We start from the raw sequence: 14,448 nt of genomic DNA on the forward strand, positions 1-14,448 counted from the left end.
GGCAAGGCCATGGCCGGCGGTCCGGTCTCTTCACCCCAGGCCGCTGCAGCCCGCCTGCTGGCATCGCTTCGCCAGCCCTCGCACATCCTCGTCGCTATCTCTGGCGGCAGCGATTCGACCGGGCTGTTGATAGCTCTTGCCGATGCGATCCGTGACAGCCACCCTTCGCACCGGCTTTCCGCTGCCACCGTCGATCACGACCTGCGCCCCGGTTCGGCCGACGAGGCGAAATCTGTGGCCAATGTCTGCCGGAAACTGGGCATCGCCCACAGCACGCGTCGCTGGCTTGGTGAGAAGCCTGCGACCGGCATCATGGCCGCCGCGCGGGAGGCCCGTTACAGCCTCCTGGCCGACGTGGCTGCCGAGGTCCAGGCAGACCTGATCGTCACCGGCCATACGCTTGACGACCAGCAGGAGACGCTGGCGATGCGCACTGCGCGTGTGCGGGCAGGGCGGGTTTCTGCGACCGGTATTGCCGATGCGGTGCTGTTCGATCGGCGCATCTGGGTGGTACGCCCGTTTCTGTCGTGCCTGCGCAATGACATTCGGGCTTTTCTCACCGAACGAAATATCGGCTGGATCGACGACCCGAGCAATCTCGACCTTCACTACGAGCGCGTCCGTGTCCGGGCGGGTCTCGCCACCGGCAACCTCATGGCATCGGATGGCGGCGGGAGCGCTAAGGCCGATCTGTCATCGGCAGCGGCGCGCTGGGTGGAACAGTCTGTCGTGATAGAAGGCGGTTTGCTCTGCCGCATCTCTCCCGAGGGCATCGATGCTGCAGCGCCCGAGTTTGCCTACGGGCTCTCCTGCCTTGCAGCCATCTTCGGCGGCCAGCCTTATGGCCTTGGGCAGGAAAGGATGGAGCGTGTCCTTGGATTTATCGACACCGACGAGCCCGGTCGGCGAACGGCGGGCGGAGTAGTCTTCGACCTCAGGCGCAACGGTCTCTTCCTGATGCGCGAAAGCCGCAACATCGACGCTCTGCATCTTGCCCCGGGGGCGAGGGGCATCTGGGATGGCCGTTTCGAGGTTTTCAATGACGGCCATGGCGGGGTGCAAATTGTCGCAGCCGGCGCAACTTCGCGGATGGCTTTCGCTGCAGGGACCCCAAAAGGTGCGGCGATGCGCGCAGCGGCGTCGGCGCCAACAATCCGTTTCGACGATGAAGACCCGCGTTACGAGCATTATCCGGTCCGTTTTGCACCGTATTTGGCGCCATTCGACCGCTTTTTGACACGATTCGATCTCAGTCTCGCTGATCGGCTGGCGGATGCTTTCGGACGGTCAGCCTATGTGTCACCTCCGTTTTAAGAGTTATTGACGGAAATCGCATGTGGTTGCGCTGACTGCCTTGGCAAGGGCCCAGCGTAACCCTATGTTAGCAGCCAAGTAATGCAGTCGCCAAAAGGCCGGGCTGTTTCAGTCCCTGGGGAGTTCAATGAACCCTAATTTTCGTAATTTCGCTCTCTGGGCGATTATCGCTTTGTTGCTGATCGCTTTGTTCAGCATGTTCCAGACCTCGCCCTCACAGACGAGTTCGCGGGATATCCCGTATTCGCAGTTCCTTCGCGAAGTTGATTCCGGTCGCGTCCGCGATGCCGTGATCACCGGCAACCGCGTCGTCGGCACTTATGTCGAGAATGGCGCTGCCTTCCAGACCTACTCTCCAGTCATAGACAGCGGCCTGCTCGACAAGCTCCAGGCGAAGAACGTCGTCGTGTCGGCTCGTCCGGAGTCGGATGGTTCGTCTAGCTTCCTCAGCTATCTCGGCACGCTGTTGCCGATGCTGCTGATCCTTGGTGTCTGGCTGTTCTTCATGCGCCAGATGCAGGGCGGGTCGCGCGGCGCCATGGGCTTCGGCAAGTCGAAGGCGAAGCTTCTGACAGAGGCTCATGGTCGCGTCACGTTCGAGGATGTCGCCGGCGTCGACGAAGCCAAACAGGATCTCGAGGAAATCGTCGAATTCCTGCGCGATCCGCAGAAATTCCAGCGTCTTGGCGGCCGTATTCCACGCGGCGTGCTGCTGGTCGGCCCTCCCGGTACCGGTAAGACGCTTCTCGCCCGTGCTATCGCCGGTGAAGCCAATGTGCCGTTCTTCACGATCTCCGGTTCGGACTTCGTTGAAATGTTCGTCGGCGTCGGCGCAAGCCGCGTGCGCGACATGTTCGAGCAGGCGAAGAAGAACGCACCTTGCATCATCTTCATCGACGAAATCGACGCCGTCGGTCGCCATCGTGGCGCCGGTCTCGGTGGCGGTAACGACGAACGCGAACAGACGCTGAACCAGCTGCTGGTCGAGATGGACGGCTTCGAAGCCAACGAAGGCATCATCCTGATCGCCGCCACCAACCGTCCCGACGTTCTTGACCCAGCGCTTCTGCGTCCGGGCCGCTTCGACCGCCAGGTCGTGGTGCCTAATCCAGACATCATCGGTCGCGAGCGTATCCTCAAGGTGCACGCCCGTAACGTTCCGCTGGCACCGAATGTCGATCTCAAGGTTCTTGCTCGCGGTACTCCGGGCTTCTCGGGCGCCGATTTGATGAACCTCGTCAACGAGGCAGCGTTGATGGCGGCGCGGCGCAACAAGCGCATGGTCACGATGGCCGAATTCGAAGACGCCAAGGACAAGATCATGATGGGTGCCGAGCGTCGCTCGTCGGCCATGACCGAGGCGGAAAAGAAGCTGACGGCCTATCACGAAGCGGGCCATGCGATGACAGCACTGTACGTCGCTGTCGCCGATCCGCTCCACAAGGCGACGATCATTCCGCGCGGTCGTGCGCTCGGCATGGTCATGCAGCTGCCGGAAGGCGACCGCTACTCCATGAGCTACACGTGGATGATTTCGCGTCTGTGCATCATGATGGGCGGCCGCGTCGCGGAAGAACTCACCTTCGGCAAGGAAAACATTACCTCCGGTGCATCCTCGGATATCGAGCAGGCCACCAAGCTTGCCCGCGCCATGGTGACGCAGTGGGGCTTCTCCGACCAGCTCGGCCAAGTCGCCTATGGCGAAAACCAGCAGGAGGTTTTCCTTGGGCACTCCGTGTCGCAGTCGAAGAACGTTTCCGAAGCGACGGCCCAGAAGATCGACAACGAAGTCCGTCGCCTGATCGACGAAGCCTACACTCAGGCCCGTACCATCCTTACCGAACAGCACGACGCGTTCATCATCGTGGCCGAAGGGCTGCTGGAATACGAGACGCTGAGCGGCGAGGAGATCAAGGCGCTGATCCGTGGCGAAAAGCCGGCGCGCGATATGGGCGACGATACGCCGCCAAGCCGTGGCTCCGCCGTGCCGAAGACTGGCACGAAGAAGGACGGTTCCATCGGTGCCAAGGGCGACGAAGCCGAAGGCGGTCTCGAGCCGCAGCCGCGCTGATCTCAAAATAGCGTTCATAACATCAGGCCGGTTCCCGTCATGCGGGAGCCGGCCTTTTTCGTCGGTCACGACATGTGATAGTTCTTTGCGTTAATTGACGTGATGAAGACGGCGATCTGTGGCATGAGCGTCGCATTCGATGACCCGGACATCAACCAAGTCGGGACGCGCCTCCGTGGGGGAGGCGCTTAAATTTGCGGGAGACACTATGAAGCGTCGCTATTTCGGCACGGACGGAATCCGTGGGCAGTCCAACGTCTTCCCCATGACGCCCGATCTCGCGATGCGGGTCGGCATCGCGGTCGGCACGATCTTCCGCCGTGGCAATCATCGCCATCGCGTCGTGATCGGCAAGGATACTCGGCTGTCCGGCTACATGCTGGAAAACGCGCTCGTGGCGGGCTTCACGGCTGCCGGTATCGATGCCTTCGTGCTCGGCCCGATCCCGACGCCTGCCGTCGCCATGCTGACACGCTCGCTGCGCGCCGATATCGGCGTGATGATCTCCGCCTCCCACAATCCCTACAAGGACAACGGCATCAAGCTGTTCGGCCCCGATGGCTACAAGCTCTCCGACGATATCGAAATGCAGATCGAGGACCTGCTCGACCAGGACCTGAGCCTGCAGCTGGCGAAATCGGACGACATCGGCCGCGCCAAGCGCATCGACGGCGTCCATGACCGCTATATCGAGAACGCCAAGCGCACCCTGCCGCGCGACGTGACGCTGCAGGGCCTGCGCATCGCCATCGATTGCGCCAACGGTGCCGCCTACAAGGTAGCGCCGGCCGTGCTCTGGGAGCTTGGCGCCGAGGTCGTGACGATCGGCAACGAGCCCGATGGCATCAATATCAACCTCAATTGCGGATCCACCAGCCCGATGGCGCTGCAGAAGAAGGTGGACGAGGTGCGTGCCGATATCGGCATTGCCCTCGATGGCGATGCCGACCGCGTCATCATCGTCGACGAGAACGGTTCGGTCATCGACGGCGACCAGCTGATGGCTGTCATTGCCGAGAGCTGGGCCGATACCCAGCGCCTGCGCGGCAAAGGCATCGTCGCCACCGTCATGTCCAACCTCGGGCTCGAGCGCTTCCTTGGCGACAAGGGTCTTGAGCTGGCCCGCACGCAGGTCGGCGACCGCTATGTCGTCGAGCACATGCGCCAGCACGACTTCAACGTCGGCGGCGAGCAGTCGGGCCATATCGTGCTGTCGGATTATGGCACGACGGGCGATGGCCTGGTCGCGGCTCTGCAGATCCTTGCCTGTGTCAAGCGTTCCGGCAAGCCCGTCAGCGAAGTCTGCCGCCGCTTCGAACCCGTGCCGCAGCTGCTGCGCAACGTGCGCATCACCGGCGGCCGGCCGTTGGAAAATATCGAGGTCAAGCAGGCGATCGCCGATGCGGAGAGCGAGCTTTCCCGCAACGGTCGCCTCGTCATCCGCCCGTCAGGAACCGAACCGCTGATCCGGGTGATGGCCGAGGGCGACGACCGCGTTCAGGTCGAGCGCATCGTCAATGACCTGATCGGCGTGATTTCAAACGTTCGGACTGCCGCTTGACGTTTCAGACCAAGGGCCCGCCGAGTTCTCCCGGCGGGCCCTTTTTTCATTATATCGGCTTTGAGGTCTCGATACCCTAACCGGCATTCTCCGATGATATATCGTCCTGGGTCATACGGGAGACGTTGATCGATGACGAGATCAACGGCTTCGCCAGACGCTTGCCCGCTTTCCTTTGAAAGCCGAAGACGTTTTGCAGCAGGCCTTTGGTGTAGAGGCCCGGGCCGCTCGAATAGATGCGCCAGCCGCCATCGACGGCAATGGAGCCTGCCTTTACCTCATCCCATTCGCGTGCGGCGCTGTAGCGGTCATGGAAGGCGGCATCGCTGCTGCTGAAATAGGTGTTGCGCTGGCGCAGGGATGCGTGCGCCAGGCGGTCGGTGACGGCAATCGGGTTGGCGAGCGCCAGAGCCTGCCAGAGACCATCGGCATCTTCGTCGAGCACCAGTGTTTCGCAGTAGCGCAGATGGGCGTGCACATACATCAGGCCGATTTCGCGTCCGAAGAAGGACGACGATTCGGCGCGGCGGAAGAGCGTCTCGGGACCGCCGGAATAGGTGGCGGGCTTTTCCATCAGGCGCGTCCCGTCCGGAAACAGCAGGTGGTCGCGGATGAGAGCCTTGTGATCGTGGCGCTGGTCTGCGGTGAACAGGCCGCCGAGCATCGGCTGGGTCATGGAGATCAGCGAATAGTGCAGGCCAGTGCGCTGGTCTTCCGGATGCAGCAGCAGTTCGACGCCGTCATGGGCAGGATCGAAGATGGCATAGCCCGCGACGATGCCATCGCGGATCAGCAGGCGGTTGAAATCGCTGCGCATCGCCGCCGCACTGGCGCGCAGCCGCCTTGCCTCGGCGATCTTGCCGATGCTTTCCATGATCGCGCCGTAGCGGACAATCTGCTCGTAGAGCAGGGCCACGGTCCAGCTGCTGACCATCCAGTCGCGCAGGTGCGGATCGGCCGGCTGGAGCGAGTCGTTCCAGTCGCCTTCGCCATAGCGGATCAGGCTGGTGCCGGGGATGAAGCGGGTGCGGATCGTCGCCAGCAGCTTTTCGACATGGTCGGCGATCGATGCCTTCTCGGACGTCCGCTCCATGCTGCCGTCGTCGCGCCAGGCCGTGGTCTCGTTGAGGAAGCCGAGATCGCCAGTGGCTTCGATATAGTCGCAGAGCGCCTTCAGCGGCCAGACGACGATGTCGCCATGGGCCTCGCTCGAGCGGATATTGGCATAGGGCTCGAACATAAACCATTGCGGCCAGTCGCCCCGGTCGCGGAACTGTTCGCCAAATATGATCTTCAGGACCTGCTTGGCCTCCGCGTCATGCTCGTAGGACAGCAGGAACTCGATAGGCCCCTGGCAGGCATCGCGCGTACCCCAGGCGGCGCCGGTATATTGCTCCAGACCGTGCGGGACGCTCATATGGACGATGGCATCATGGGCCATCCAGGGCAGGATCGCTGTATGGGCTGCGAGATCCGGGCCGGTGCCGGTGATTTGGAGGCCGCGTGTCGCGTGTTTCCAGAAGCGGTCTGCAGGGTCGAGCATGGCGGCTTCGGAGACGCCGGCCTGGTAGCGGCTGGTAAGGCTTTCGGCCTCAGTGGCATCTACCATCGAACCAACGACGGCGAAGGTCAGCGATTGCGTCGCATGCGACCTGAGGGCGATGAAAGGTCCGTTCCGCGCGACACCGTCGATATAGAGCAATTCATCTCCGCCGACGACATCGACGGCGTCTTTCGTCGATGACACCAGCCGGTAGCTGGCATCGGGGTAGCGCTGCCCCCAGAGCCAGTTCGGATCCGGCTGCAGCGTGATCTGTTTGGCTTCGGCATCGATGGTGATCCGCCCGTGTGTCTCGTATTCGCGCTCGCCAAGCGTCACCTGGCCGTAGGCGAGGAAGCGGCAGGCCGGGCCTTCAACGGCGATGCTCCACTGCATGGCGGGATCGTCGCCGGCAGCAACTGCCGAGACAGTGATGGTGCGGTCGGCCAGCCGGTAGATCCAGCGGCAGTCGCTGAGGCCCATGTCGAATGCCGAGGGGACGCCGAGCAGCTGCCAGCCGGAGCCTGTATCGATCATGATCCGCAACCCGCTGTTGCGGGTGAGATTGTAGGGATCGCGCGAGATGGAAAACAGCTTGTGGAAGGAGGTGTTGCCGATGGTCAGCTGGGCGGCAAAGATGCCCTGCATCCAGCATGTTGCCGCCAGCGTGTTGTCGTCCGGCAGCATGCTCTGTCCGCTGCGCAGGATAGCACCATGGCGACGCGCGACACGGAGCTCCTTTTCGAGCAAAACCACGTGGCGGTTCTGAAAGCCGCCGGGCACGAAGAACGATAGCAGCTTGCCATCCACACGTTCCTCCAGCTCGCGGTTTGGGTAGAGATCGGCAACGGCTGCGTCGTCGAGGGCCGCCGCCGCCAGCAGCGGCGCATCCTGCACCAGGCCGTGCACGGGGGGCGTTTCGATGAGCGCACCGGTGGTGGCGGTCGGCAGATCCGCCAGCGGTGCCAGGAGTGCGAGATCGGCATCGCTCGATGCCTCCGGATGATCGGCAACAAACAGGCCGAAAAAGGTGGCACTGCCCGAGGCTGCGGGCGCAAGCGACATCGATGGCGATTGAAGTGCCGGGCAGGCGACTTCGTGCTGGCGCCGTTCGCTCGGCAGGGCCACCCCAAAGGCGGCCACGAGCTGTCCGTCCGGCCTGCCGCTATCGACGAGCTGGATCGCATCGGTGGCAAAGGCCGCGGCTCCTTCGAGGCAACCCTGTGCCAGCCATGGTATGTGGCCGCCGCCCTGCTTGAGGTTCTGGCGGTTCATGATTACCGGGCCGAAGCGCTCGTGCGTCGCGATGTGGTGGTCGATATATTGCGAGGCGTAGGCTTCGCTATTCATCAAAAACCCGCGGTCGCCGAGCCCGATATCCTGGAGCAGCACGACGTCGGCATCGACGGGTTCAGAGCGGGTGTTTTCCAGCGAGACGCGCCAAAGCCAGATCGGCTCGGCCGGGTGCAACTCGAGGCGGACGCGATGACGGATGCCGCCGGTTTCGCCGGTCCAAGAAAAGGCGCTGTCGCTGCTGGCGAAGCGAACGTCTGCGCGGGGACCAACGATCTCGGCCACTGCTGGCCCGGAGCCGCCGGTCCTTAGATAAAGCCGGCCGATGCCGCCATAGATAGGCGAGCCCTGCACCTGATTGATCATCACCTGCACGCCTGCGGCGTCGCTGTGCTCGATGGCAAACAGCGCGCCATTGGCAAGCGCCGATACCGAAAGACCGGCCGGATTGCCGATCGTCGTAAGGCCAAGATCTTCGCGACGGGATGTCTGGAAACTACGGTCGAGGTCGGATGCCATGATGTCTCTCGCTGATTGCGGCCTGCGGGGACTACATCACAAGCCGCAGAGAAAGAGCAGTAAAATCTGCGGCAAAACGGGATGAGCGAGATAGTGGGTTCGGGGAAACGGCGGAGGTTGTCTTTTACCTGCCGCCGCAGCGCGTTTCGACGACTTGCGGCCGTTAATTTACTCTTCTAATTGTATCGACGATGAGCACATCGCATCCAATGACGCCAATCAGCGTGAAGGCAATAGGCCTGGTCTGGCACCAAGGGCGCCTTCTTGCAGCCGAGGTTCCAGACGGCCAAGGTCGCGTTGCAGGCGTTCGTCCGCTGGGTGGCAGTATCGAGTTCGGCGAACTTTCCGAAGTCGCACTGAAGCGTGAGTTCCTGGAAGAACTGGGTGTCGAGATCGAAATTGTCGGTGGACCGCAGGTCTTTGAAAACCTCTACACGTTTGGCGGCGTGCCCGGTCATGAAGTGATTTTCGTCTTCGAGGTCAAATTCCCTCTCAAAGAATCCATGACAGGCGATCACATCGTCTTTCATGAAAGCGACGGCACCCCCAACGTCGCGCGCTGGTACCACCCGGACGAGCTCGATCGCGATGGCTACCCTGAACTCTATCCCAAAGGACTGAAGAGCGCGCTGGCCAAATTGAAGTTGGCAGATCCGAACTAAGGGGATGACCCGATAAACACTATTTCCCGTAGCTCCGAATGCCGACCTCCCGTCCGATTTGACATCCCCCAGCGTGAGACCATCGGTGCCACCTCTGGCGACTATGGTCGTGGATCAAGTCAGGAGGAATTCCACAAGAGCATTCTGAGCGTGAAGCAAGAATGCTTTCGCGGCGGCTCTCCTTACCTGCCGGATCCTGCCTGTTTCGACCAGGCGGGATTGCCGGTAGGGTCGGTGGACCAGAATTTGATATCGGCGAAGTCGATGGATTGGATGAGATCGGGCAGGGTGTCCCTGTAGATGCCAAAGCGTGGCTGGACGTCTATGTACGGGTGTCCGTCTTCGTCGCGCATGCCGTGATCGAGATAGCCGAGGCGTCCGGTGTAGGAAATTGCGCATGCGCGTCCGTTGAGGGCGACTTGCAGGGCGCTTGCGCCTTCCTGCAGGCTTGGCTTCAGCATGACGTTGACATCGGTCCATTCGCCGATCTCGAGGGGCCAGGGTCCGCAGACGATCTGGGACGTACCGGCATTGCAGTCCGATGTTCCTCTCACCTTTGCAACGAAATCTGCGCCGGTCTTGGAGGGGATTGCCTCGATCTTGAACAGCGGGTTGGCTGACTGGCAAGAACCGAGAGGCTTCGTCTCTTCTGTCGGGATATTCTGCTTTACCTGATGGATGACAGTACGATTGCCGATGCCTGCCCATGGCGCGTCGAGCCTGAAGGTGAAGTGATACCAGGTCGGCTTGTCGAACTTGATGACCTGCTTCCTGATCTGGATTTCGACGCGCTCTATCGGTGCGTCACCGACGCTCTGGTCAGGCGCGTCGCCGGGATGCACCGTGATATGCAAGACAGGCCGCGCAGGCGACGAGAGGTCGCAGACAATACGCGATCTCCATGCATTGGGGTCGAGTTTGCCGCTGATCTTCCAGAGCTTCGGTGGATGGGCGCTATCAGCGACACACAGGTCCTCAAATCCCGCCGAGAGCGGTGCTGCTACATCCTGCGCAACGGCTGAGGATAGACCGAAGCCAAGCAGGCCCAACAGGATGGATGCGAGTTTTATAATTCTCGTGGTCATCATCGTCAGCATTTCCCTCGAGAGCGCAGGGCCTGCGAGTCGGTGGCTACAAGCAGCTTATGGGACAAGATCACGACAGCAAAGTTTCAAATCCTGCTCACTCAGTCACAAAGTGCAAGTCAGGGCGCGCTCTGAAGATCGCGGCTGGCGGTCTGCGAAAGCGCAAACGGTGTTGGTCACCCTTGCCCAGACCTCCCCACCGAATTTGCCGTTTCCCCTACGCTCCCTATATCCTGCGCACGGCCGAAGCCTTCGAGCCAGCGAGGTTTTCGTGGTTTTGCTTTCTTCCGTATCCCGCTTTGCGCTCTCTGTGATCCTTGCTTGCGGGCTGGTTGCGGGGGTTGTCATCGTGCCGGAGGCGGTGGAGGGGGTTGCGGTGTTGCGGCCGGGGGCGAGCGAGGCGGAGATTGTCGCTTATCGCCTGCGCGGGGTTCCGGCCACTGCCTACCAGGATGCGATCGGCAAGGCGCTTGGCGATGACGATCCGGATCTGGCTGCAAGCCTGTTGGCACTCGCCGATAGCCGTGATGTCATCATTCCAGCCGATCTTCGGCAGCGTGTCGCGGCGGCACAGGGTTTTGATGCCGGACGCAGCCTGCGGGATGCCTGGAGCGGGCTTGCCGGCGGTGACGCCAGGAGCCCCGAGGCGCTGGCGGGTGCCGTGACAGCAGATCTCACCGGCATCAGCGACGCCCGCGACCTCGTGCACGAAGGCCGCTCCTATATCAATGGCGAGGTCTACAGTCCGCTGACGATGGGGCTTGCCGCTGCTGGGCTGGTGATTACAGGCGTGACGATCGCCAGTTTCGGCATGGCGTCGCCAGCGCGGGTCGGCGTCACGGCGCTGAAGGCCGCCGACAAGGCGGATTTGCTGCGGCCGCCATTCCGCCGCGCGATGACCTCGGCGGCGACTGACCTTATCGACACGAACGCTGTGCGGGAAACGGTCGATCTTGCCTCCGCCGGCAATCTTGGCGCGGCCCGGTTGGCGCTCTCCCGTTCGGTGCGGGCGAAACCGCTGGCGGCGCTAACGACCACCGCGACCGAACTCGGCGCCCTCGCGAAGGGCGCGGGCTACCGTGCCACGCACGATGTGCTGAAGCTTGCGGACAGTCCCGCCGATATCTCGCGTTTCCGGCGGCTCGCCGATAGCTTCGGCACGCGGTTCCGTGGCGCGCTGGTGCTGGTCGGCGGCGCCGCTTTGACCACGGCAGGCCTTCTTGCAACCGTATCCGGCTGGCTTTTGGCGGGGCTGATGTGGGTGCTGGCAGCGGTATTTGCGGGGTATCGTATTTTCCGCTGGCTATGGCGGTTGGGCCGGCCGCGACAGTCCCTGTCAGCGTGATGCGAATTGGCCTATAAACGGTCCGGGACGATAAAAGGGCAAGACGACATGTGCGGGCATGGGGATAAGGCATCCCCGGCCATCGGCAGGACAGAAATACGGGGGATAGGCGATGTTCCAGGAAACCATGATTGTACATGCCGACAAGGCGGAGTTCTACCATGCGCTGCAGGCGCAGCTGGGCGGCCTGCTTGCCGGCGAGACGGATGCGATTGCCAATGCTGCCAATACCTCGGCGCTGATCTTCCAGATGCTGCCCGATATCAATTGGGCCGGCTTCTATTTTCTCCAGTCGGAGGACGAATTGCTGCTCGGGCCTTTTCAGGGCAAGCCTGCCTGCGTGCGGATCGCCGTGGGCCGTGGTGTGTGCGGGACGGCGGTGGAGAAGGCGCAGACCATGCTGGTCGAGGATGTCCATGCCTTTCCCGGCCATATCGCCTGCGATGCCGCTTCGCGCTCGGAGCTGGTCGTGCCGTTGATCCGCGATGGCCAGGTGTTCGGGGTGCTCGATCTCGACAGCCCGCTGCCGGGCCGTTTCGACCGTGTCGATCAGGCCGGCATCGAAGCGATGGCGGCGATCTTTATCGGTGCGACGGCTTGGGATGGCTGACAACCATCGTCGCCTGTGATTTGGGGGTAATCGGCTGAGAGGAATGGGTTCGTGACGAAAAGGGCGGGAAGCGCGGATCTGCCGCTGCATGGTGGTCGTGTGCCGCCGTGGCTGGGGCAGCGCATGACACGGCTGGGTGCGCTGATCACCGAGGCCATCGTCCAGCATTACGGTCGCGACGAGTTTCTCAGCCGACTTGCTCATCCCTTCTGGTTTCAATCCTTTGGCTCGGTGATGGGGATGGACTGGCATTCGTCCGGTATCACCACGAGCGTCATCGGAGCGCTGAAGCGCGGGCTGGCGCCGATGGCCGGTGAACTGGGCATCCATGTCTGCGGCGGTCGAGGCGCGCAATCGCGCAAGACGCCGGACGAGCTGATGGCCATTGGGCGGCGTGTCGGCATCGATGGCGCAGCACTGGCGACGACCAGCCGGCTCGTCGCCAAGGTGGACAGTGCAGCGCTGCAGGACGGCTTCGATCTCTATCTGCACGGCTTCATCGTCACCGACGACGGCAAGTGGGTGGTGGTGCAGCAGGGCATGAACGGCGAGGCGAGGCAGGCGCGGCGCTACCATTGGCAATCGGCCGGGCTCGAAAGCTTCCTCGATTCGCCGCACGCCGCTATCGAAGGTCATAGCCTCGGCGAGATCGTCAATCTTGCAGACCGGCGAGCGGACCAATCGCGCTCCGGCCAGCTGGATCTGCTGGCCTCCCTCGGTCCCGACCGCATCCTGCGCGAAGTCATCGATCTCGAGGCTGCCGGAAAACCGCGCAAACTATCCGATCAAATGACGCTGCCGCATCTGATAATGCCCGCCCATCACGATGTTCGGCAGGAGGATGTCAACATGCGACGGCTGCATGGCGCGATAGCTGCTGCGGCCGATCGTGGTCCGAAGGACTTTTCGCAATTGCTGCTGGTGCCCGGTGTCGGCGCGCGCACGGTGCGGGCGCTGGCCATGGTGGCGGAAGTGGTGCACGGCGCGCCCTGCCGGTTTTCCGACCCGGCGCGTTTCTCGCTCGCCCATGGCGGCAAGGATAGGCATCCGTTTCCGGTGCCGCTAAAGGTCTATGACGAGACGATCAACGTGATGAAATCGGCGGTGCGCAAAGGGCGCCTCGGTCGTGACGAGGAGATGCAGGCGCTGAAACGGCTCGACGACCAGACACGCCAGCTGGAGCGCTACGTTACCGGCCCCGATCTGAAGGAGATCGTCGCCGGCGAATTCCGCCGCTCGGCGGAGTGGGGCGGCCGGAGCGTCTTCGGCTGGGAATCAGCCGAAGACAGTGTTGAAATTAGGGATGCTGAAAGCGGCCGCCGCAAGGCTGATCTTAGCTAGGCGGTCAGGGCCTTCTCGGTAGGCTCTTCGACCGGGGTCTGGTTGCGTTCCGAGCGGAAGGCTGCGGAGCGGGCGTAGGCAAGCTTGCGCATCCGCATGATGCTGCCAAGCGGACGGTGAGCGGCAAGGCCGTTCCAGGGGCGGAAGGACATGCCGTCGTTGATCTCGCGGTCGCGCTCCGTTGTCCAGGATGGCTGCGGCTCGACCGTCAGGGTGGCGACCGTGATGAACGGGCTTTTTTCCTCGTCCCAGACAGCAGCGGCATCCTCGATTGACATCTCTTCCGCACTCGAACAGAGCTGCACCTGGAACTCCCAAACCGCCTTGTTGCTGCGGAAATAGTCGGACACGGCCTCGCGCAGCCCGTCTGGATTGTGGTTGAGGTCCAGCTCCTGGCCGGTCAACGCTTTCAGCTCTTCGGATTGTGGAACGAGCGCGAACTTGGCGACATAATCGCCGTAGCGAAGGGGAAGCTGTGCAAAGAAACTTTCGCCGAGGATATTGGTCTCGGGGTGGCCGCCAAGCGAGATGATCGAGGCGCTTTTTGCTCCTACAGCCTCGATAACGCTTTCGATGCCACGCAGCACCTTCGAGGCAACTTCCTTTAGGCCGTCGGCATGGTCGGTGGTTGCCGCCAGTGCCTTGAGGTTGAGGAGAAAGGCCTTGGCACTCGACGCGTTGAACTGCTTGCCGTTGACCATCAGGAAATCCTGGGATGCGCTGTCGTCTTCCGGGTCAAGCCTCGGGCCTTCGACATCGACGATTTTCAACGCCAGACCGCGCGGTGTCGAGACGCTGTCATGGAGAATGTCTCCGGGCGTCGTCGATAGCCGCACGAAAGCCTTGTAGCTGGCAGGCTTTGCAAACAGGCCCTGCGCCAGTTCGGGCGGCAGGCCGTCCATGACCCGGAACTCGCCTTCCAGCAGACCATGGCTCTTGGCATGGACGCTGCGGATGGCATGGCCCCCGTCGCGGTAAGTCTTGTGCGAGATCGACAGCATGGTCTCCGCCAGTGCGCGGGCGGTCTCCGGTTCGTCCTTTTCGACGGTTTCCAGATCGTCGCGGTAGGCTTGCGGATTGTGCGGTGGGGTCTTTGTCATGGGGTCG

The 14,448-nt window shown here is 62.3% G+C and carries 10 protein-coding genes; 7 read left to right on the top strand and 3 right to left on the bottom strand.

The window, feature by feature from the left end; genetic code table 11:
• The first annotated feature begins 9 nt into the window (after positions 1-9).
• The 3 genes from tilS to glmM all read left to right on the top strand — a co-directional run bounded on the left by tilS (position 10) and on the right by glmM (position 4,946).
• The gene (gene tilS, locus J5278_RS05900) at positions 10-1,314 is read left to right on the top strand and encodes a tRNA lysidine(34) synthetase TilS (protein ID WP_209187557.1); all 1,305 of its coding nucleotides are present in this window, start codon (positions 10-12) and stop codon (positions 1,312-1,314) included.
• 127 nt (positions 1,315-1,441) lie between these two features.
• On the top strand, positions 1,442-3,385 hold the full coding sequence (gene ftsH, locus J5278_RS05905) for an ATP-dependent zinc metalloprotease FtsH (protein ID WP_142830713.1): 1,944 nt from the start codon (positions 1,442-1,444) through the stop codon (positions 3,383-3,385).
• A 208-nt stretch (positions 3,386-3,593) separates the two neighbouring features.
• Positions 3,594-4,946: a phosphoglucosamine mutase gene (glmM, locus tag J5278_RS05910; RefSeq protein ID WP_209184553.1), complete on the top strand. Its 1,353-nt coding sequence runs from the start codon at positions 3,594-3,596 to the stop codon at positions 4,944-4,946.
• Between the two features lie 76 nt (positions 4,947-5,022).
• Here the strand turns inward: glmM and J5278_RS05915 are convergent, their stop codons facing one another.
• Complete coding sequence (locus J5278_RS05915) at positions 5,023-8,298, bottom strand: cellobiose phosphorylase (protein WP_209184552.1); 3,276 nt, start codon at positions 8,296-8,298, stop codon at positions 5,023-5,025.
• A 209-nt stretch (positions 8,299-8,507) separates the two neighbouring features.
• Here J5278_RS05915 and J5278_RS05920 point away from each other — a divergent pair, with 209 nt between their 5' ends.
• On the top strand, positions 8,508-8,960 hold the full coding sequence (locus tag J5278_RS05920) for an NUDIX hydrolase (RefSeq protein ID WP_247749172.1): 453 nt from the start codon (positions 8,508-8,510) through the stop codon (positions 8,958-8,960).
• 182 nt (positions 8,961-9,142) lie between these two features.
• Here the strand turns inward: J5278_RS05920 and J5278_RS05925 are convergent, their stop codons facing one another.
• Positions 9,143-10,048 (bottom strand): heparin lyase I family protein, encoded by a 906-nt coding sequence (locus J5278_RS05925; RefSeq protein WP_209184550.1) that lies wholly within the window; start codon positions 10,046-10,048, stop codon positions 9,143-9,145.
• A 268-nt stretch (positions 10,049-10,316) separates the two neighbouring features.
• Between J5278_RS05925 and J5278_RS05930 the strand changes: the two genes are divergently transcribed.
• The 3 genes from J5278_RS05930 to J5278_RS05940 all read left to right on the top strand — a co-directional run bounded on the left by J5278_RS05930 (position 10,317) and on the right by J5278_RS05940 (position 13,341).
• A complete protein-coding gene (locus tag J5278_RS05930; RefSeq protein WP_209187555.1) occupies positions 10,317-11,390 on the top strand; it encodes a hypothetical protein in 1,074 nt (357 codons plus the stop codon).
• A gap of 112 nt (positions 11,391-11,502) precedes the next feature.
• On the top strand, positions 11,503-12,000 hold the full coding sequence (locus tag J5278_RS05935) for a GAF domain-containing protein (RefSeq protein WP_111222424.1): 498 nt from the start codon (positions 11,503-11,505) through the stop codon (positions 11,998-12,000).
• Positions 12,001-12,051: 51 nt separating this feature from the next.
• Positions 12,052-13,341 carry a DUF763 domain-containing protein gene (locus J5278_RS05940; protein ID WP_143123190.1) on the top strand — a complete coding sequence of 430 codons (1,290 nt, stop codon included), beginning with the start codon at positions 12,052-12,054 and terminating at the stop codon, positions 13,339-13,341.
• On the opposite strand, the gene J5278_RS05945 is transcribed toward J5278_RS05940, so the two are convergent.
• Entirely contained in the window at positions 13,338-14,441 is a 1,104-nt protein-coding gene (locus tag J5278_RS05945) for a catalase family protein (protein WP_209184548.1), read from the bottom strand. The two genes, J5278_RS05940 and J5278_RS05945, sit on opposite strands and share 4 nt — an antisense overlap.
• Positions 14,442-14,448 lie beyond the last annotated feature (7 nt).

This window comes from Rhizobium sp. B21/90, from assembly GCF_019355815.1.
In the GTDB taxonomy this organism is placed as follows: domain Bacteria; phylum Pseudomonadota; class Alphaproteobacteria; order Rhizobiales; family Rhizobiaceae; genus Rhizobium; species Rhizobium rhododendri.